18 protein-coding genes and 2 riboswitches are annotated in these 18959 nt (G+C 68.0%); of the genes, 16 read left to right on the top strand and 2 right to left on the bottom strand.

Annotation, left to right across the window (positions count from 1 at the left end):
- Positions 1-13: 13 nt before the first annotated feature.
- The 10 genes from AB4089_RS19200 to AB4089_RS19155 all read left to right on the top strand — a co-directional run bounded on the left by AB4089_RS19200 (position 14) and on the right by AB4089_RS19155 (position 8799).
- Positions 14-910 (top strand): flagellar motor switch protein FliM, encoded by an 897-nt coding sequence (locus tag AB4089_RS19200; RefSeq protein ID WP_441410867.1) that lies wholly within the window; start codon positions 14-16, stop codon positions 908-910.
- Entirely contained in the window at positions 907-1629 is a 723-nt protein-coding gene (gene fliN, locus AB4089_RS19195) for a flagellar motor switch protein FliN (RefSeq protein ID WP_441410866.1), read from the top strand. The genes AB4089_RS19200 and fliN overlap by 4 nt, the downstream gene beginning before the upstream one ends.
- Positions 1630-2235: a flagellar biosynthetic protein FliO gene (gene fliO / locus AB4089_RS19190; RefSeq protein WP_441410865.1), complete on the top strand. Its 606-nt coding sequence runs from the start codon at positions 1630-1632 to the stop codon at positions 2233-2235.
- Positions 2232-3098 (top strand): flagellar type III secretion system pore protein FliP, encoded by an 867-nt coding sequence (gene fliP / locus AB4089_RS19185; RefSeq protein WP_441410864.1) that lies wholly within the window; start codon positions 2232-2234, stop codon positions 3096-3098. The genes fliO and fliP overlap by 4 nt, the downstream gene beginning before the upstream one ends.
- Positions 3095-3370 carry a flagellar biosynthesis protein FliQ gene (gene fliQ / locus AB4089_RS19180; RefSeq protein ID WP_390205792.1) on the top strand — a complete coding sequence of 92 codons (276 nt, stop codon included), beginning with the start codon at positions 3095-3097 and terminating at the stop codon, positions 3368-3370. The genes fliP and fliQ overlap by 4 nt, the downstream gene beginning before the upstream one ends.
- A gap of 1 nt (position 3371) precedes the next feature.
- The gene (locus tag AB4089_RS19175) at positions 3372-4130 is read left to right on the top strand and encodes a flagellar biosynthetic protein FliR (RefSeq protein WP_441410863.1); all 759 of its coding nucleotides are present in this window, start codon (positions 3372-3374) and stop codon (positions 4128-4130) included.
- Positions 4130-5218 (top strand): EscU/YscU/HrcU family type III secretion system export apparatus switch protein, encoded by a 1089-nt coding sequence (locus AB4089_RS19170; protein ID WP_441410862.1) that lies wholly within the window; start codon positions 4130-4132, stop codon positions 5216-5218. Before AB4089_RS19175 ends, AB4089_RS19170 begins: the two co-directional genes overlap by 1 nt.
- A 61-nt stretch (positions 5219-5279) precedes the next feature.
- Positions 5280-7328 carry a flagellar biosynthesis protein FlhA gene (locus tag AB4089_RS19165; RefSeq protein ID WP_441410861.1) on the top strand — a complete coding sequence of 683 codons (2049 nt, stop codon included), beginning with the start codon at positions 5280-5282 and terminating at the stop codon, positions 7326-7328.
- Positions 7306-8544: a hypothetical protein gene (locus AB4089_RS19160; RefSeq protein ID WP_441410860.1), complete on the top strand. Its 1239-nt coding sequence runs from the start codon at positions 7306-7308 to the stop codon at positions 8542-8544. The genes AB4089_RS19165 and AB4089_RS19160 overlap by 23 nt, the downstream gene beginning before the upstream one ends.
- A 9-nt stretch (positions 8545-8553) precedes the next feature.
- A complete protein-coding gene (locus AB4089_RS19155) occupies positions 8554-8799 on the top strand; it encodes a carbon storage regulator (RefSeq protein ID WP_441410859.1) in 246 nt (81 codons plus the stop codon).
- A gap of 14 nt (positions 8800-8813) precedes the next feature.
- Here the strand turns inward: AB4089_RS19155 and AB4089_RS19150 are convergent, their stop codons facing one another.
- Positions 8814-9329 (bottom strand): flagellar protein FlgN, encoded by a 516-nt coding sequence (locus AB4089_RS19150; protein ID WP_441410858.1) that lies wholly within the window; start codon positions 9327-9329, stop codon positions 8814-8816.
- A gap of 241 nt (positions 9330-9570) precedes the next feature.
- On the opposite strand from AB4089_RS19150, the gene AB4089_RS19145 reads away from it, so the two are divergent.
- Both AB4089_RS19145 and AB4089_RS19140 read left to right on the top strand, forming a co-directional pair.
- Positions 9571-10389 (top strand): sigma-70 family RNA polymerase sigma factor, encoded by an 819-nt coding sequence (locus tag AB4089_RS19145; protein ID WP_390205781.1) that lies wholly within the window; start codon positions 9571-9573, stop codon positions 10387-10389.
- Positions 10390-10555: 166 nt separating this feature from the next.
- Positions 10556-11035: a Dps family protein gene (locus AB4089_RS19140; RefSeq protein WP_441410857.1), complete on the top strand. Its 480-nt coding sequence runs from the start codon at positions 10556-10558 to the stop codon at positions 11033-11035.
- Between the two features lie 171 nt (positions 11036-11206).
- Here the strand turns inward: AB4089_RS19140 and AB4089_RS19135 are convergent, their stop codons facing one another.
- On the bottom strand, positions 11207-12793 hold the full coding sequence (locus AB4089_RS19135; RefSeq protein WP_441410856.1) for an MFS transporter: 1587 nt from the start codon (positions 12791-12793) through the stop codon (positions 11207-11209).
- A 68-nt stretch (positions 12794-12861) separates the two neighbouring features.
- Here AB4089_RS19135 and AB4089_RS19130 point away from each other — a divergent pair, with 68 nt between their 5' ends.
- From AB4089_RS19130 to gcvH, 4 genes are all read left to right on the top strand, one after another.
- Positions 12862-13401: a TetR/AcrR family transcriptional regulator gene (locus AB4089_RS19130; protein ID WP_441410855.1), complete on the top strand. Its 540-nt coding sequence runs from the start codon at positions 12862-12864 to the stop codon at positions 13399-13401.
- 200 nt (positions 13402-13601) lie between these two features.
- Positions 13602-13700, top strand: a riboswitch (glycine riboswitch).
- Between the two features lies 1 nt (position 13701).
- Positions 13702-13815, top strand: a riboswitch (glycine riboswitch).
- Positions 13816-13854: 39 nt separating this feature from the next.
- On the top strand, positions 13855-16767 hold the full coding sequence (gcvP, locus tag AB4089_RS19125) for an aminomethyl-transferring glycine dehydrogenase (protein WP_441410854.1): 2913 nt from the start codon (positions 13855-13857) through the stop codon (positions 16765-16767).
- 12 nt (positions 16768-16779) lie between these two features.
- Positions 16780-17913: a glycine cleavage system aminomethyltransferase GcvT gene (gene gcvT, locus AB4089_RS19120; protein WP_441410853.1), complete on the top strand. Its 1134-nt coding sequence runs from the start codon at positions 16780-16782 to the stop codon at positions 17911-17913.
- A 622-nt stretch (positions 17914-18535) separates the two neighbouring features.
- Complete coding sequence (gene gcvH / locus AB4089_RS19115) at positions 18536-18919, top strand: glycine cleavage system protein GcvH (RefSeq protein WP_441410852.1); 384 nt, start codon at positions 18536-18538, stop codon at positions 18917-18919.
- Positions 18920-18959 lie beyond the last annotated feature (40 nt).

Raw genomic sequence — 18959 nt, 5'->3', positions numbered from 1 at the left:
GATAGTGGCAACCGTGAGTGTTTTGGATGAGCGGGAAGTGGCACGGGAGCGGACCGTCAGCGTCTATGACTTCCGCCGTCCGGCGACCCTCGCCCGCGAACACAGCCGCGTGCTCGAACTCGCCTTTGAAACCTTCGCCCGCCAGTGGGGCACCCAGCTCACCGCCAAGGTGCGCGTCAAGTCCGTGGTGCGCCTCGAAGACGTCAGTATGCTCAGCTACGACGAGTACGCAGCCTCCCTGCCCGCCGTCACCGCCATGGTCCTGTGCACCGTGGAGGCCCACGATTCCAAGCTCGTGGTGCAGTTCCCCGGCCCGGCCGCCCTCGGCTGGGTCAACCGCATGCTCGGCGCCTCCAATGATTCGCCCATGCCGGACCGCAAGTTCACCCAGATCGAGCAGGCGCTGATCAAGGGCCTCATGGACGAGGCCCTCGAGGACCTCGGCTACTCCCTTGGCCCGCTGCTCAGCGAAGCCGTCCGGGTGGACACCATCCAGTACAACTCCCAGTTTGCCCAGGCCGCCGCGCCGAGCGAACTGATGATCGTGGCCTCCTTCACCATGAGCGTCGGCGAAGTCAACGCCCCCGCCACCCTGGCCGTTCCGGCCGGCATCCTGCTGGGACGGCTCAAGAAGGTCAACCCCACCGACACCCGCGACGACGCCCCGGCACGCATCAGCGCCCAGCTGGAGCAGGTGCCGGTGGAACTGTCGGTGCGGCTCTCGACGTCGTTCGTCACCCCGAGCCAGGTCCTGGGCCTCGCCGTCGGCGACGTCCTGACCCTGCCGCACCTGGAAAACCGGCCCTTTGACCTCACCCTGGACGGAACCCGGCTGGCCACCGCGGCCCCGGCCCGCAACGGCTCCCGCGCGGCCGCAGTCATTGTCACAATCGAGGAGAACCAACGATGAGCATCACCCTGACCAAGCACGAATTGTCGGCGGAGCGGCTCGTCGAGGAACTGCCGAGCCCGGTGGCCCTGAAGGTCGTTGCCCTGGTTCCTGCCCGGGCCGCGGCCGCCTACGCCCGCCAGGCCGTCACGGCGACCTTCGTCGGCGCGGTGACCGCCGATCTCGCGCTCATGCTCAGCGACCGCACCTTCCTGGACGAGGCCGCCGGGGCAGGGTCCCAGCTGGGGCACGTCTCCGTGACAGACGTGCTGCGTCCCGCGATGGAAGGCGCCAGCTCGGTCTTCGGCGCCGGCGTCCTCTCCGACCTGCGCGAATCCGACGTCTCCGGGCTGCTCTCGGACCCCGACACGGCGGTTTTCGAACTCTCCGACGGCACGAACGCCGCGGCCTGGTTTGCTGTCCGGCTCCGCGAGCACGGCAACAGCCAGGACCGGGCCGGGGACGTCTTCGCCGGCGGCGACACGGTGGCCGGCCGGCTCGGCCGCATCAACAACATTGAAATGGCCCTCACCGTTGAGATCGGACGCACCCGGATGTCTGTCCGGGATGTGCTGTCACTGGAACCGGGCAAGATCATCGAACTGGACCGCTCCGCCGGCGCCCCGGCCGACGTCCTGCTCAACGGCCGCCTGATCGCGCACGGCGAGGTTGTGGTCCTGGACCAGGACTACGCGGTTCGAATCACCCGGATCCTCGACGTTGCCGAGGGGCTCAGCTGAATGGATGCACTGATCCTCGGGCTGCGGGTAGTCGTGGCCCTGGGCGCGGTGCTTGGCCTCATGTGGCTGCTGCAGCGCCGGCTGGGCAAAGGCACCGGGCGGCGCCGGGCTGACCGTGCCCTGACCATCGTTAGCCGGCAGAGCCTCGGACAGAAAGCCTCCGTGGTGCTAGTCGACGCCGCCGGGCAGCGTTTCCTCCTGGGCGTCACCGAGCACGCCGTCAACGTCCTGCACACCGGGGACATCCCGCCCGAACCCGAAGAAGTCCCTATCACCGGCACCGGCCGCGGCTTCGGGGATTTCGCCCGGATCCTCGCCGAGGCCAGCCCGCTCTCCGGCAGCCACGTCCGCGCGGACGCCGGCACGCACGACGACGGCGGATACGACGACGGCGGATACGACGACGGCGCGGAAGGCCCGGACGGCGTCCGGGACCTGCCGACGTCCCGCCGCAGCACCCTTCACCGGAGCTCCCACGTCCGCGGCCCTGCCGTCCGTGACGGCGCGAGCGGCGCGTCGGGCCACCCGCCGCTGCACGGCTCCATCCTGGCAGGCTCCACGTGGAAGCAGGCCGCCGCCGCACTCAGGAGCGGACGCCGCAATTGATCCGCCCCCTTGCTACCGGTACCACCCGCTCGCTTTCAGCAGGCACACGACCCCTCAGGCTCCTGGCCGCGGGGGTCGCCGTCGTGCTGTTCACCTTCCTGCTGCTCTGGCTCAATGCCTCCGCAGGCCACGCCGCGCCGATCGACCCGATAGCGCCGGTGGCGCCGACCGATCCTGCCAACCCCGGCGGCGGGAACGTCAACATCCAGATCAACGGCGCGGACGGTAAACCCTCCACCGCCGTATTGACCCTGATCGGGATCACGCTCCTGGCCGTCGCGCCCTCGCTGCTGCTGATGATGACGTCCTTCACCAAGATCTTTGTGGTCCTGGCGATGACCCGCAACGCGCTGTCCCTGCCGTCCATCCCGCCGAACCAGGTACTGGCCGGGCTGGCCCTGTTCCTGTCCATCTTTGTGATGTGGCCCGTCATCAACGAGATCAACACCACTGGAATCCAGCCGTACCTCAACGGCACGCTGGACTTCAACGGTGCGGTCAGCGCCGCGTCGGGTCCGCTGCAGCACTTCATGCTCGCCCACACCAGGGAAGAGGACATCGCCCTGATGTCCCGCGCCGCCGGGGCCGAGAACCCGGCCACTCCCGAGGCAGTCCCGCTGCAGACCCTCATCCCGGCGTTCATGATCTCCGAACTCCGCGCCGCGTTCATCATCGGCTTCGTGATCTTCATCCCGTTCCTCGTGATCGACCTCGTGGTGTCCGCGGCCCTGATGTCCATGGGCATGATGATGCTGCCGCCGGTCATGATCTCGCTGCCTTTCAAGATCCTGCTCTTCGTCCTTGTCGACGGCTGGGGCCTGATCATCACGGCGCTGGTCCAAAGCTATGCAGGTTCGGGATGAACTCGAACGCCGTCCTGGATATCTGCCTCCAGGCCATGATCGTGGCCGCGAAGCTCTCCGCTCCGGTGCTGGTCACGGCGCTGGTGGTGGGCCTGGCCATCTCCTTGCTGCAGTCCATCACGCAGCTGCAGGAAGCCACGCTGTCCTTCGTGCCGAAGGCGGCCGCTGTGGCCGTGGCCCTGATCGTCTGCGGGCACTGGATGATTTCGGAGATGGTGACCTTCACGAACGACCTCTTCGCGAAGATTCCGTCCCTGCTCGGAGGCCTGTGAGGTGGGCATCCCCATCGACCCGACCTGGCTGGAAGTCCTGCTCCTGGCCACGGTCCGGATGACGGCTTTCCTGATCGTGGCTCCGCCCTTCTCTCACCACGCCTTCCCGGGGCGAGTGAAGGCAATGCTGGGACTCGGACTGGGCTTGGCAGTGACGCAGCGCATGGTCGGCGGCTACACGCCCCGGAACACCGCCGGGTTCCTCACCGGTCTGGTCCTTGAGCTGCTGACCGGGCTCGTGCTGGGATTCCTGGTCCTGGTGATCTTCTCCGCGATCCAGTCTGCCGGCAGCCTGATCGACCTTTTCAGCGGATTCCAGATGGCCCAGGCCTTCGACCCCCAGATGATGGTCAACGGCGCCCAGTTCACCAGGCTCCTGCAGATGGCGGCCCTGGCCCTGCTCTTCGCCTCGGACGGCTACCAGCTGGTGATCACGGGCCTCACCGGCAGCTTCGCCGCCCTGCCCCTGGCCGGAGGGATCGACCTGGCACAGCCCGTGCAGGCCCTCATCGCGGCCGTGTCCGGCATGTTCCTGGCCGCCGTGCAGATTGCCGGCCCGCTCCTGGTGGTGCTGTTCCTTGCCGACGTCGGGCTTGGCCTGCTCACCCGCGTGGCGCCTGCGCTGAACGCCTTCTCGCTGGGCTTCCCGCTGAAGATCCTCCTCACCCTAACGCTGGCCGGATTCATGTTCCTGGCCCTGCCCAGGATCGTTTCCAGCCTCGCCGGACAGGCGGCCAAAGCAGTGCTGGGGGTGGGCTGATGGCGGATTCACAGGAAAAGACCGAGCAAGCCACCGACAAGCGGATGAAGGAAGTCCGCTCCAAGGGCCAGCTTTCCCGTTCCCAGGACCTCACCGCCTGGCTCGGCGTCGGCGCGGCCGCGCTCATGCTGCCCAGCACCGTGGACCGGGCCGCCAACGCCGCGACGGACCAGCTGTTCACCGTCCGCGGCATTGTGTCAGCACCGGATCCCGGCAAGGCCTTCCAGGCGCTCGAGGCCGGGTTCGCGTCCATTGCCGGGATTGTGGGCCCCCTGTTGATCGTCGTGTTCCTGGCTGTCCTCGCCGGCTCCGCCCTTCAGGGCGGTGTCCACCTGAAGAAATTTAGGCTCGAATTCGAACACTTCAACCTGCTCAGCGGCGTCAAGCGGCTTTTCGGCGCCCAGGCGGTGTGGGGTGGCCTCAAGGCGCTGATGAAGGCGAGCGTCGTCGGGCTGGTGCTCTACTCGGTGGTGCAGGGGTTGATCCCGGTCCTGTTGACCGCAGGCGGCCTGCCGGTGTCCGGCGTCACGGCGGCGGCGGCCGGCGGCATCTCCTCCCTGGTCCAGTTCGCGGTGGCCGCCGGAATCGTGCTGGCCGCGGCCGACTTCTTCGTGGTGATGCGGCGCAACCGGAAGAAGACCCGGATGTCCAAGAAGGAAGTCCAGGACGAGAACAAGAACAGCGAAGGCGACCCGCTCATCCGCTCCCAGCGCCGCGCGCGCCAGATGTCGATGAGCCGGAACCGTATGATCGCCTCGATCGCGGACGCCGACGTCGTCCTGGTCAACCCCACGCACGTGGCCGTGGTCCTCAAGTACGAACCCGGCAAGTCAGCGCCCCGCGTGGTGGCCAAAGGCTCCGGCCACGTTGCTGCGAGGATCAGGGAAGAGGCCGAGCAGAAGAACGTGCCCATGGTCCAGGACATCCCGCTGGCCAGGGCACTCCATGGTGCCTGTGAGCTGGGGGACGAGATCCCGGTGGACTTCTACCGGGCGGTGGCCGGCGTCCTCGCGTTCGTCATGGCGCTCAAGGCCCGGGGCGCCGCCACCGGGATGCACCGCATGCGAAGCGCCGGTGCCTTCGTATGAAGCACTTCATGAAACACGGCACGAAAACTTTGGGAATCAGCGTCTGTGAAAGGACCGCACCATGAACAACAGGCTGAACCGGCTGGTGGTGCCCATCGGCATCGTGGGGATCGTGCTCCTGCTGGTGGTTCCCGTGCCCGCGCCGCTGCTGGACTTCCTCATTGTCTGCAACATCCTGCTGGCGCTGCTGGTCCTGCTGACCAGCATGTTCGTGAAGAAGCCGCTGGACTTCTCCGTGTTCCCATCCCTGCTGCTGGTGGCCACGCTGTTCCGGCTGGGCCTGAACGTCGCCTCCACCCGGCTGGTGCTGGGCAACGGGTATGCCGGGCAGGTCATTGAAGCCTTCGGCAAGGTGACGGTGGGCGGCTCGATGATCATCGGCGCCGTCGTGTTCCTCATCCTTGTGGTGATCCAGTTCGTCGTGGTCACCAAGGGTGCCGAGCGCGTGGCCGAGGTGGGCGCGCGCTTCACCCTCGACGCCATGCCCGGCAAGCAGATGGCCATCGACGCCGACCTCAACGCCGGTCTCCTCACCGACACCCAGGCCCGGGAGCGGCGCGCCGAAGTCTCGGCCGAGGCCGACTTCTACGGTGCCATGGACGGCGCCTCGAAATTCGTCAAGGGCGATGCCATCGCCGGCATCATCATCATCATCATCAACTTCATCGGCGGCATCGCCATCGGCATGCTGCAGCGCGGCATGGAGATCGGCGATGCCCTGAACACCTACGGCCTGCTAACCATGGGCGACGGACTCGTCACACAGATCCCGGCGCTGCTCATGGCCGTCTCCACCGGCATGATCGTGACCCGGTCCAACGCCGAGTCGGACATGGGCAGCACGGCCTCCACCCAGCTGCTGCAGTCACCGAACGCGCTCATGATCGCCGGCGTCGCCGCCCTCGCCATGGCCCTGATCCCGGGCATGCCGCCCATCCCGTTCGTCCTCGTCGGAATCGGCCTGATCATCGCCGCCCGCCGGACCACCGCGACCCAGCGGGCGGCCGAGACGGCCCGGGAGGCCGAGTCGACAGCGCTGAACTTCCCGGAACAGGACCCCAACGAGAAACTGCTGGAAGACATGCGCATCCACCCCGTGGAGATCCTGCTGGCTCCGGACCTCGTGGACATGGTCTCCGGCGCTTCCGATGACCTCCTGGCCCGGGTCCGGTCCCTCCGGCACAAGATCGCCATGGAACTGGGCCTGGTCATCCCTCCGGTCCGCACGCGGGACAGCGTGGACCTGCCGCCGGCCACCTATGCCATCCGGATCGCCGGCGTCGAAGCCGGCCGTGGCACGGCCCCCGGCGGCCAAATGCTCGCCCTCGGCGAGAACCTGGATTCGCTCCCCGGCGCGGCGATGATCGAGCCCGTGTTTGGGCTCGCCGGAAAATGGATTCCGGGGGAGATGCGGCACAACGCCGAAATGACGGGCGCCACGGTGATCGACCGGGTCTCCGTCCTGGTCACTCACCTGTCCTCGATCGTCGCGGCGAACGCTGCCCGGCTGCTGTCCCGAGAGGACGTCCGCGTGCTGACCGAGGGAGTGCGCAAGCAAAGCCCCTCGGCCGTCGACGAGCTGACCCCGGCCCTGCTCTCCCTCGCCGAGCTGCAGCGCGTCCTCCAGGGCCTCCTGGACGAGCAGGTCCCCATCAACGACCTCGCCCGGATCTACGAGGCCCTCACGCTGCGCGCCAAGATTTCCACGGATCCGGAATCGCTCGTGGAAGCCGCCCGGCAGGCCCTCGGCCCCGCCCTCACGGCCAAGTTCATGGACGGCCCCGTCCTCAACGTCATCATGATCGACCCCGTCCTGGAACAACACATGCTCGAGGACATGCGGCCCGCGGAAGGCGGCAGCCAGATCGTCATGGGGCAGGAAAGGCTCGACGCCGTGCTGCGCTCGGTGCGCTCCGCCGTCGACGCCGCGGCCGCCGCCAACCGCCAGGCCGTGCTCGTGTGCGCCCCGGCGCTCCGGCCGGCCATCCACCGGCTCGTGGGCGCCCAGCCGGGGTCCGTGCCCGTGTTGTCCTACCGCGAGGTGACCTCCGCCAACGTCCGGATCGAAACAGTAGGAGTGGTGCGCCATGCCGAACCGCTATCGGCTTAAGGGAGCCTCGCTTGAGGAAATCCGCCGCAAGGCGGAGCAGCAGTACGGGCCCGCGGCCAGGATCGTGTCCGCCGAACGCGTCATCAGCCCCGGCATCGCCGGCCTCTTCGCCCAGGACCGCTACGAGGCAATGATCGAGATCATGTCCAAACATGAGGTGGTCACCGGCGAGGTAGTGCCCGACGCCGACATCCTGGCCGGGACCGAAACGGCGCCCCCCGGCAGACCCGCCGGAGAGGGCCACGCCGGAGAGCGCGACGCCGGCGCTGCCGCCGCACCGGCGGCGCCCGCACCCGCACCCGCAGCCCAGACCGGACCGCCGGCCGCGCCTGCTGCGGCCAGGACCGCCGTCGGACCGTCCCATCACTTTCAGGGCGCCGCCATCGCCGCACTGCTGGAAGAGGCGGACGCCGCCGAGCTGAGCCTGCACCGGCCCGCCGCCGGTGTGTCCACCGAGTCACGGGACTTTGCGGAGATCCTGGAGCAGCTCGGCGCCGGGCTCAGGACCCCGGCGGAACCAGTTCCCGCCGCCGACCCGGCTTCCGCCGTCGGAGTTCCCGCCGAAAGCTACGCCGGGCCGGCCGACCGTGCTGCCCAAAGTCCTGCTGCCCCAACACCCGCCGCCTCAATTCCAGTTTCAACTCCCGCCGCCGCGCCGGGCCGGGCGCCGGGGGATGCCGGGGTTGCCCCCGCACCGCTGAACGGCGTCGGCGATCTCGTGGTTCTGGTCGGGCTGGGGGAGGACGCCATGGATGCCGCCCTGGCCATGTCCATGGCGGCGGGCGGTGCGGATGTCCGGACCGCCGGCGAGCTTTCCGCCTATGGCCACCTGCACGTTGACGGGCGGCAAAGCGCCACGGCCGCCCGCGCCCACGCGGTGCTGACTGAGCGCACCGTCCTGGTGGCGTTCGGACTCGGCAAAGCCCGCAACGCCCTGGCCCGGGTGCAGTCCGTGGCCGCGCTCTCCGCCGACCAGGTCTGGGTGGTGGTCGATGCCGGACGCAAGCATGAGGACACGAAGCGCTGGGTCGGCGTGCTCTCCGCCCAGCTCAACGTTGCCGCGGTGGCGGTGGTCGGCGCCTCGGAGACGGGGTCGCCTGAAAGCGTCAATGGCCTGGGCCTGCCCGTGGGCTGGATCGACGCCCGTCCCGCCGGTCCGGGTCCGACATGGCAGAACCGGCGGGAATCGTCCGAAGCTCCCCGCGGTGAAGGGTAGATTGAGAAGATGCTGGTACTTACACGCAAGCCGGGCGAACAGATCATGATCGGCGACGGCATCGTCATCACGGTCCTGGAAGGCCGCGGCGACGGTGTTCGGATAGGCATTGAGGCACCCCGGGGCGTGCCCATCCAGCGCCGGGAAGTCATCGAAGCCATCGCGGCCGCGAACCTCGCCGCGGCGGAAGCCGGCCCGGAGGCCGAGGACGCGCTGCGCGGGCTCCTGCCGCCCGCACCTTCCGCCAAGGGCTGAAGCCAGGTCCCGGATCAGTCCTTTTCCCCGCCCAGATACTGGGCCAGGGCGGGCTGGGGTGCGCGCCGGACCACGGCCAGGACCCGCTCCAGGTTTCCGCCAGTGGCCAGCTGATCCAGCAGTCCGGCGGTGCCCGCCGGGCCGGGACGTCCCGGCAAGGGGAGGAGCCGCAGTGCCTCTTCGTTCACGCGGGCGGCCGCGCCGAGCCGATCAAGAAGTGCGTGCAGGGCGTCCAGATGCTCACCCAGGATCTCGGCCCAGGGGCCGGCGGGTGCGGCCGCAATCAGTTCAACCAGCGTCGCTTGTGCCGGCATACCCCATTGGGCCGCGACGACGGCAGATTCGACACTCCGGGCCAGGCCTTCAAAGCGCAAACGGTCCAGCACGGCTTCGATTTCGGAAGCCATGAGGCGCAGCCATTCCACATTCCCGGCCCCGACGTGCAGCCGTAGCGTTTCCAGCCTGAAAAGGAGCAGTTCCAGCTGCCGGCGCTCCTGCCACAGCGCCGCGGACAGATCACTTGCGCTCATGGGCCCCATTCTCTTTCCGCCCCCTGAATCGCAGCTTCGGGGCGGGTACCGCACTTTTTGCCAAGCTTTTCCCTGAGGGTACACGCAGATCCGGGATCAGGTGATAGGTTTCCTCCATGGGTGCTGCGCCCTGCTTGCGAACGCTGACTCCAATGGGGGGAGTACCGGTCGGTTTGGGTGCGGTTCTCGGCGTTTTAAGGGCTACAGCCCTTCGGATCCGGTCTCATGGGGGGACACAGTATTGAATCGCGTGGAACGCAACGAGATGGTCACGCAGCACCTTCCGCTGGTGGGGTATCTCGTCTCAGATTTGTGCTCGAAGGCGTCACACCTTTCTCGCGATGATTTGGCCTCGGCCGGTGCAATTGCCCTGATCACGTCGGCCGATTCGTTCGATCCCGACCTCGGGGTCCCCTTTGGCGCGTTCGCCCGCCGGCGCATCCTAGGCGCGTTCGCGGACGAGATGCGGGCCAGCGACTGGGCCACCCGCTCCGCCCGCCGGCGGATCAAGGAAACCATGTCCGTCCAGGAAACCCTGGCATCCGCCCTTGGCCGCACGCCCACAGTGGACGAGATCGCCTCCGCCCTTGGCGTCCAGCAGAGCGTTGTGGAGGCCGCGCTCGCGGATGCCTCACGCACGCTGACACCCCTCGATGAGGCCGTGGTGGATACCCTGGCCGCCGAGACCCTCACCCCGGAACACTCCGTGCTCGCGGATGAACGGCTCCAGTACCTGCGGGCCGCCGTGAAATCCCTGCCGGAACGGATGCGCTACGTCGTGGAGGAGATCTACTTCGGCGACCGGACGGTCAAAGACCTGGCCGCCGAACTCGGATCCACCCATGCTGCGGTGTCCCAGCAGCGTTCGGAGGCCATCCGGCTGATGCGCGACGGACTGACCGCGCACTACGCCGATGACCCCGCGCAGCCGTTCGAACCCCAGTCCAGGATTACGCCGCGGCGCCGCAACGACTACCTCACCCAGCTCTCCGAGGCCACATCCGGCGGCATCACCCGTGCCGTGTTCCCCCGCGGCCCGGTCCTCAACGAAGCCGTCTAGCCGCCCCCGAAGCAGTTAGTAAGCCGGCTTAGTAAGCTGATCGAGAAATTCCTCCCCGAACCGTCGCGGCCCGACGCCGCCCTGCGGTAGCGTCGAAAGCATGGGCCGGGCCGCCAGTACGCGGCGCGCGCGGCCTCCACCGCACCGGTTCTATCGAGGAGGACGCATGAAAGCAACACCCACACTGACGACCAACCTGCAGGCAGTCCTGGTGGACCTGATCGAACTCCACGTTCAGGGCAAGCAGGCGCACTGGAACATCGTCGGGACCAACTTCCGGGACCTTCACCTCCAGCTGGACGAGATCGTCGACGCCGCCCGCGGGTTCGCGGACGACCTCGCCGAGCGCATGCGCGCCCTCCACGCCCTCCCTGACGGCCGAAACTCCACGGTTTCCAAGTCCACCGCGCTGGCCGAGTTTCCGGCGGGGCTGATCAGCACGAAGGACGCGATCGAACGCATTGTCGCAGCGCTGGAGGCGGCCGTTGGCACCATGCGCAAAGTCCATGACGAAGTGGACGATGAAGACCCCACCACCGCCGATCTGCTGCACGAGTTCATCGCAAAGTTTGAGCAGTACGCCTGGATGGTCAGTGCCGAGACCATGAAGGCCACCGCCAGCGTGACCACTCCGGACAGCAAGTAGGTCCTGCTAGCACCAGGCCGCACCCACGAAACTCCAGCGTCCGGCGTCGGGTATTTTCCCGGCGCCGGACGCTGGAGTTTTTCAGCTACGGAATGGTCCTGGAAGGGCAACGCATGTCGGTCGCGCTGAGCACGGTCGAACTCGAGCCCGACGGCGATGGAACCGGTGCTGCTAGCTTGCCTTCGGCACCTTCCGCAGGAGGACCGCGGCGAGCACGCACGCCCCGGACATGAGGACCAGGGCGATGGAGGCCGTGATGTGTACGCCCGAGTCGAAGGCGGTGCGCGCGGCCGCCGTCACCGCCTCTGCCAGCGGCGCCGGAAGCATCCCCGCGAGCTCCACGGCGCCGGCGAGGGTCTCGCCGGCCTGGTTCGTGGCAGAGGCCGGGGCGAGCTCGGACACGCCTGCGGGGAGCCGGAGGTTGCCCTGGTAAGAAGCCGTGAGGATCGAGCCGAGGATCGCCGTGCCCAGCAGGGACCCCACTTCATAGCCGGTCTCGGAGATGGCGGCGGCGGCCCCCGACTTGTCCGCAGGCGCAGCGCCCAGGATCAGGTCATTGGAGATCGTCTCCGCGGCACCCACGCCCAGGCAGAGGACCAGCAGCGCGGCCAGCAGCAGTGACGGGCCGTGGCTGTGGTCGCCGAATGCCACCAGGAAGTAGCCCGCCGCGCTCAGCAGCAGGCCGCCGGCCACCACAAAGCCGGGCCGGACCTTGCGCACCAGGGGGACCACCAGCAGCCCGGCAACGACTGTGGCGATGAGGGCCGGGACCATGGCGACACCGGAGGCGGAGGGGGACTGCCCCTCCAGCAGTTGCAGGTGCTGGGCCAGGAAGAGAATGAAGCCGTTGAAGGAGAACAGCGCCAGGACGTTGGCGGTGATGGCGGTGCTGAAGACCCGGTTGCCAAAGAGGCTGACATCGAGCATGGGCGCCGTGCTGTGGTCCGCCTTGTGGCCTCTGGCCAGGGCGCGCTGGCGCCGGATGAACACGTAGCCCATGAGCAGCCCGGCTCCGATGCTCGCGAAGGCCTCCAGCGAGGGCCCGTGGGTGGCGAGGGTTTTGATCCCGTAGACAACGGGCACCATGACCAGCAGGGACAGGATGATGCTGGGCACGTCCACGCGTCCGGGCTTTGGGTCGCGGGACTCCGGGATCAATGCCGGACCGAGCAGCAGCAGGGGCAGGATGATCGGCACTGCGACCAGCAGGACGGCGCCCCACCAGAAGTGCTCCACCAGCCAGCCGCCGGCAATCGGCCCGAGGGCGGCGCCGCCGGAGAAGCCTGCGGCCCAGATTGCCACGGCCAATCTGCGCCGGTTGGGCTGCGGGAAAATGTTGCGGATCAGGGAAAGCGTTGATGGCATGAGCATGGCGCCGAAGAGGCCAAGCCCGGCGCGGCCTGCGATCAGCCATTCGGCGCTCGGCGCGAACGCCGTCAAGGCCGAGACCGCGGCAAAACCTGCGCTGCCCACGAAGAGCAGCCGGCGCCGGCCGATCCTGTCACCCAGGCTGCCCATCGCAACCAGGAGTCCGGCCAGAACCAGGGGGTAGGCGTCGATGATCCACAGCAGTTCGACGCCGGAGGCGTCCAGGCTGCGGGCGATGGCGGGCAGGGCGAACGTCAAGGCGGTGTTGTCCACGGCCACAAGCAGGACAGGGAACATCAGCAGGGCCAGCGCCACCCAGTCGCGCCACGGGGCCCGGGGGCCGGTGGCCGACAGGGTGCTGGTGGTGACGGTGATCGACGGAATGCTCATGGAACATAACTATACCGTCTGGACGGTACAGTTAAGAAATGCGCCACCGGACAGGCATGATGGGAGGCATGCCCAGGAAACCCGTCGCCCGCGAGGCCGTTCTCCACGCCTTCGAATCCCTGCTCATCGAAGTCGGTGAACGCGCCGCGACGCTGGACGCCGTCGCGCGCCGGGCCGGAGTCTCCAAGGGGGGCCTGCTCTACCACTTCCCGACCAAGGAGGCGATGATCGCGGTCCTGCTCGAGCGGCTGGACGGGCACCTCGCTGCCGATGTTGCCGCCATGGCTGAGGCCCCCGAGGGTGCGGCGGTGTACTTCATCAAATCCTCGGTGTGGGCGGACACCCCCATGGACCGGGTGTTCGTCGCGGCCACGAGGCTCGCCGAGGTGGCGCACCAGGAGACCCTCCGCCGCTTCGCCGCCGCCCAGGCGAACTGGCTGGAACTGCTGGCCGCCGACGTCGGGCCCGCCATGGCGAAAGCCGTCCTGTACATGGGGGACGGGCTGTACTTCAACGCCATGCTGGGCCGGGGGCCGGGCGGGCAGCCGCCGGAAGTCAATGACGACGTCGAGAGCCTCCTGGCCGCCGTCGAGAAGCTGCGCCGCTGACGGCCGCCGAGACCCCGCTCGCCGAATACGCCGGAAGCCTGCGACTACGCCGGAACGAAACGGCGTCCCCGCACGCCTGCGGCGAACTCGCGTGGCCGGACCTGTAACTTGGGGCCGCCGCCGGGAGGGAGTTTGCGGACGCGCGCCCGGCATAGGACAATGAGTGCTGTGACTGTTGTCACCCCAATTGAATACGCCTTTGATCTGCGGCGGGAGAGTCCTGCAAGTAGGTACAAGCAGGCGCCGTAGGAGCAAATCCTCCCCAGGAATCTCTCAGGCCCACGTACCGCCGCGGCAAGGCATCTCTGGAAAGTAGCAGGTGCGTCCTTAGCGCGTTGTGCTCACCGACGGTGCAAGCGGAGCCCCTGATGCGGGCTGCGCGGAAACTCTCAGGTCCAATACAGAGCGGGGAGGAACCCGAATCAATGTGGCGTACCCTGCGCCGCCTGAGTTATGGAGTTCCTTGTGACTGTTACCCCAGCCTCCACGTCCTTCGTTGACCGGCACATCGGCGCCCGCCGCCAGGCCGACGTCGACGCCATGCTGAAGGCTGTCGGCTACGACACCGTCGACGCCCTGGTGGACACCGCCGTTCCGAAGGACATCCGCCAGGACTCCGACCTCGCGCTCGCCGCTGCCCTCAGCGAAGTCGAAGTCCTCGCCGAACTGCGCAAGCTGGCGGCGAAAAACAAGACCGCAGTGCAGATGATCGGGCAGGGCTACTACGACACCCTCACCCCGCCGGTAATCCGCCGCAACATCCTCGAAGCCCCGGCCTGGTACACCGCCTACACGCCCTACCAGCCGGAAATCTCCCAGGGCCGGCTCGAGGCGCTGCTGAACTTCCAGACCATGGTCCAGGACCTCGTCGGCCTGCCGATCGCCAACGCCTCGCTGCTGGACGAAGCCACCGCCGTCGCCGAGGCCGTGCTGATGATGCGCCGCGCCAACAAGAACAAGGCCGCACATGACGGCAAGACCGTCCTCGACGCCGACTGCCTCCCGCAGACCATCGCGATCGTCAAGGGCCGCGCCGAGGCCCTCGGCTTCGAGGTTGAGGTCGCCGACCTCTCCAAGGGCCTGCCCGCCGGGGTCATCAACGGCGTCGTCCTGCAGCAGCCCGGCGTATCCGGCCGCGTGTTCGACCACACCGCCGTGATCGCCGACGCCAAGGAACGCGGCGCCCTCGTCACCGTCGCGGCCGACCTCCTCTCCCTGACCCTCATCACGTCCCCGGGCGAGCAGGGCGCCGACATCGCCGTCGGCTCCGCCCAGCGCTTCGGCGTGCCGCTGTTCTTCGGCGGCCCGCACGCGGCCTACATGGCGGTCCAGAAGGGGCTCGAACGCTCCATGCCCGGCCGCCTCGTAGGCGTCTCCAAGGACAACGCGGGCGTCCCCGCCTACCGACTGGCCCTGCAGACCCGCGAGCAGCATATCCGCCGTGAGAAGGCCACCTCGAACATCTGCACCGCCCAGGCGCTGCTGGCCATCGTGGCATCCTTCTACGCCGTCTACCACGGCCCCGACGGGCTGAAGGCGATCGCCCAGACCGTCCACAACAACGCCAGGACCATCGCGGCGTCCCTGAAGGCCGCCGGCCTCGACGTGCTGCACACCTCGTTCTTCGACACCATCACCGTCTCCGTGCCGGGCCGCGCCGCAGAGATCATCGCGGCCGCCGACGCCAAGGGCGTCAACCTGCGCGCCATCGACGCCGACACCGTCGGCATCTCCGCCGATGAGGCCACGACGGCGGCCATCGTCGCCGACGTCGTCGCCGCCTTCGGGGCCAGCGTCGTTGACGCAGCAGACTCCTCCTTCGGCCTGGACACCGCCGTCGAACGGACCTCCGACTACCTCCAGCACCCGGTGTTCAACACCCACCGTTCCGAAACCCAGCTGCTGCGCTACATCCGCCGCCTCTCGGACCGCGACCTTGCCCTGGACCGCACCATGATCCCGCTGGGCTCGTGCACCATGAAGCTGAACGCCACGGCCGAGATGGAAGCCATCTCCTGGCCGGAGTTCGCCTCCATCCACCCGTTCGCCCCGGACTCGCAGACCGCCGGCTGGCGCGAACTGATCGACGACCTCGAAGCACAGCTGACCGAGATCACCGGGTACGACCAGGTCTCCATCCAGCCCAACGCCGGGTCCCAGGGCGAACTCGCGGGCCTGCTGGCCATCCGCGGCTACCACCTCTCCCGCGGTGAGGCCCAGCGCAACGTCTGCCTGATCCCGGCCTCCGCCCACGGCACCAACGCGGCCTCGGCCGTGCTCGCCGGCATGAAGGTCGTCGTCGTGGCCACCGCCTCCGACGGCACGATCGACCACATGGACCTCAACGCCAAGATCGAGGCCAACAAGGACGCCCTGTCCGCCATCATGATCACCTACCCCTCCACCCACGGGGTGTACGACGCCGACGTCCGCGAGGTCTGCGACGCGATCCACGCCGCCGGCGGCCAGGTCTACATCGACGGCGCCAACCTCAACGCCCTCGTCGGCCTGGCCCAGCCGGGCCAGTTCGGCGGCGACGTCTCGCACCTGAACCTGCACAAGACCTTCTGCATCCCGCACGGCGGCGGCGGACCCGGCGTCGGCCCGGTCGCGGCCAAGGCCCACCTGGCACCGTTCATGCCGGGCAACGCAGCCGATCCGGCCAACGGCGCCGACGGAACCCCGATCTCCGCCTCCCGCTACGGCTCCGCCGGCGTCCTGCCGATCTCCTGGGCCTACGTGAAGCTCATGGGCGGCCAGGGCCTCACCGAGGCCACCAAGTCGGCCCTGCTCGCGGCGAACTACATCGCGGCCCGCCTGAACGACTCCTTCCCGGTTCTGTACACCGGCGAGGGCGGCCTCGTGGCGCACGAGTGCATCCTGGACCTGCGCGAACTCACGGCCAAGACCGGAGTGACCGCCGAGGACGTGGCCAAGCGCCTGATCGACTACGGCTTCCACGCCCCCACGCTCGCGTTCCCGGTGGCAGGCACCCTCATGGTGGAGCCGACCGAATCCGAGGACCTCGGCGAGATCGACCGCTTCATCACGGCCATGGTCGCCATCCGCGCCGAAATCGACCAGGTGGCCCACGGCGACTTCACCGTGGAGCACAGCCCGCTGCGCAACGCACCGCACACCGCCGCCGCCGTCATCAGCACCGACTGGACCCGCGAGTACCCGCGCGAGCAGGCCGTCTTCCCGGTCCACACGCTCAAGCAGGACAAGTACTTCCCGCCGGTCGGCCGGATCGACGGCGCGGCCGGTGACCGCAACCTGATCTGCTCCTGCCCTCCCCTCGAAGCCTTCGAAGAAGACACAGCAGGCCACTCCGACGACTCCGCCAACTCCGGCTCAAACAAGTAAGGACAGCCAACGATGACTGAGAATTACACGGCACTTTACGAAGAACACAAGAAGCTCGGCGCCTCCTTCACCGACTTCGGCGGCTGGCAGATGCCGCTGAAGTACAGCTCCGAACTCGCCGAGCACCACGCCGTCCGCATGTCCGCGGGCCTGTTCGACCTCTCCCACATGGGCGAAGTCTGGGTCACCGGTCCGGACGCCGCAGCCTTCCTGGACTACGCACTGGTGGGCAAGATCTCCGCGATGGCCATTGGCAAAGCCAAGTACTCGCTGATCTGCAACGAGGACGGCGGCATCATCGACGACCTCATCACCTACCGCCGCGGCGAGCAGAAGTTCCTCGTGGTCCCCAACGCGGGCAACGCCAAGGTCGTTGCCGCTGCCCTGGCTGAGCGCGCTGCAGGCTTTGACGTCACGGTCCAAGACGCCTCCGCCGAGACCTCGCTGATCGCAGTCCAGGGTCCCAAAGCCCAGGAGATCCTGCTACGCCTGGTTCCCGCCGCGCAGCACGAACTCGTCACCGGCCTGAAGTACTACGCCGCTGTCGACGTCCCCTTCATGTTCGGCGGCGCCAGCCAGGACCTCCTGCTGGCCCGCACCGGCTACACCGGTGAAGACGGCTTCGAGATCTTCGTGGCGAACGACGACGCCGCCGCCCTCTGGCAGGCGCTCGTCGCCATCGCCGAAGACGGCGAGCTGACCCCCGCCGGGCTGGCATCCCGCGATTCGCTCCGCCTCGAGGCGGGCATGCCGCTCTACGGCAACGAGCTCTCCCTCGAAGGGGATCCGTTCGCCGCCGGCCTGGGCCCCGTCGTCGCGCTGTCCAAGGAAGGCGACTTCATCGGCAAGGCCGCACTGGCCGCCAAGAAGGAAGCCGGCGCCGGGGCCACGACGGGCCGCAAGCTCGTCGGGCTCAAGGGCCTCGGACGCCGGGCCGGCCGCGGCCACTACCCGGTCCTCAAGGACGGCAACGTCGTCGGCGAAGTCACCTCGGGCCAGCCCTCGCCCAGCCTCGGCTACCCGGTCGCCATGGCCTACGTCGACGTCGAGTTCACCGAGCCCGGCACGGCCCTGGACATCGACCTGCGCGGCAAGGCGGAGCCCTTCGAAGTAGTGGCACTGCCTTTCTACAAGCGCGTCAAGTAGCCCGACAAGTACCTCAACGGACCAGCCGCTTCAGCGGTTCCCGGTTCCGGGGCTGGCTTGCCCCAGTTTTCACGCGTGCTCGCTCGTTTGACCCGCCGTCCCCCTAGCCTCGCAAGCTCGGCCAGGGAACCCCGACGGCGGTCACTCGCTTAGACGCACGCTTTCGAAAACCGCGGCCAGCCAGCCCCTCGAGGACATGTCACCTTTGAGACGACGCCACGCCGGGACCAATGGGAACTGGCGCCTTCGAAAGCCAAAGGTGCTGGGGATTAACCGCCTGCCGCGGCTCTGGTTTGTCTCAAGCTCGATCATTGGGGGTTGAGCTTGACGACACCCTTAAAGCCAAGTAGTAGCCCGGCCCTCGAAGATCGCAGGGCCAAGGTTTCTTCCCGGGAACCGTAGTCCTGAAAACTGTTGGCCCCGAAAACTGAAACTTGCGGTTGGCGGGTGAGGGGATTCCGGAGACGTGCGTCTAAGGGAGCGTCGCGTCCGCCCAGCGGGCGCTTTCGCGACCGAGCACGCGGAGGAATTGCCTCATCCGCCGCCCAACCCGGCAACAGCCTCCGGCTAACCCAGCCACAATAGATTTAGCACCACGACCAACCGAGACTTAGGAAAACACATGGCAAAAGTTGCCCCTGAACTGCAGTACTCCGACGAGCACGAGTGGGTTGCGCGGGAAGCCGGGAACGTTGTGTCCATCGGCATCTCCGCTGTGGCCACGGATGCCCTCGGTGACATTGTGTACGTGGACCTGCCCGAGGTCGGTTCGACGGTGACGGCGGGGGAGACCTGCGGCGAGGTGGAGTCGACCAAGTCCGTTTCGGACCTGTATGCCCCGGTCACCGGCGAGGTCACCGAAATCAACCCCGCCGTCGTCGATGACCCCGCGCTGATCAACAGCGATCCCTACGGGGCCGGCTGGCTGTTCAAGGTCGCCGTGACCGGGGAGGGTCCGCTGCTGTCGGCGCAGGAGTACGCGTCCAAGAACGGTGGCGAACTGTGAGCGCCGCGATGTCCAGCACAACTTTTGAGCAGTTGAGCAG

It is taken from the genome of Arthrobacter sp. 2MCAF15, assembly GCF_052115605.1.
Lineage (GTDB): Bacteria > Actinomycetota > Actinomycetes > Actinomycetales > Micrococcaceae > Arthrobacter.
This window is presented reverse-complemented; position numbering and strand designations above follow the sequence as displayed.

Coding starts and splice junctions, on each gene's coding strand:
- AB4089_RS19160 (WP_441410860.1), top strand. CDS start 7,306: ATGCCGAACCGCTATCGGCTTAAGGGAGCCTCGCTTGAGGAAATCCGC.
- AB4089_RS19135 (WP_441410856.1), bottom strand. CDS start 12,793: ATGAGCATTCCGTCGATCACCGTCACCACCAGCACCCTGTCGGCCACC.
- AB4089_RS19150 (WP_441410858.1), bottom strand. CDS start 9,329: ATGAGCGCAAGTGATCTGTCCGCGGCGCTGTGGCAGGAGCGCCGGCAG.
- gcvP (WP_441410854.1), top strand. CDS start 13,855: ATGGAGTTCCTTGTGACTGTTACCCCAGCCTCCACGTCCTTCGTTGAC.
- fliN (WP_441410866.1), top strand. CDS start 907: ATGAGCATCACCCTGACCAAGCACGAATTGTCGGCGGAGCGGCTCGTC.
- AB4089_RS19165 (WP_441410861.1), top strand. CDS start 5,280: ATGAACAACAGGCTGAACCGGCTGGTGGTGCCCATCGGCATCGTGGGG.
- AB4089_RS19140 (WP_441410857.1), top strand. CDS start 10,556: ATGAAAGCAACACCCACACTGACGACCAACCTGCAGGCAGTCCTGGTG.
- AB4089_RS19170 (WP_441410862.1), top strand. CDS start 4,130: ATGGCGGATTCACAGGAAAAGACCGAGCAAGCCACCGACAAGCGGATG.
- gcvH (WP_441410852.1), top strand. CDS start 18,536: ATGGCAAAAGTTGCCCCTGAACTGCAGTACTCCGACGAGCACGAGTGG.
- AB4089_RS19130 (WP_441410855.1), top strand. CDS start 12,862: ATGCCCAGGAAACCCGTCGCCCGCGAGGCCGTTCTCCACGCCTTCGAA.
- AB4089_RS19155 (WP_441410859.1), top strand. CDS start 8,554: ATGCTGGTACTTACACGCAAGCCGGGCGAACAGATCATGATCGGCGAC.
- gcvT (WP_441410853.1), top strand. CDS start 16,780: ATGACTGAGAATTACACGGCACTTTACGAAGAACACAAGAAGCTCGGC.
- fliQ (WP_390205792.1), top strand. CDS start 3,095: ATGAACTCGAACGCCGTCCTGGATATCTGCCTCCAGGCCATGATCGTG.
- fliO (WP_441410865.1), top strand. CDS start 1,630: ATGGATGCACTGATCCTCGGGCTGCGGGTAGTCGTGGCCCTGGGCGCG.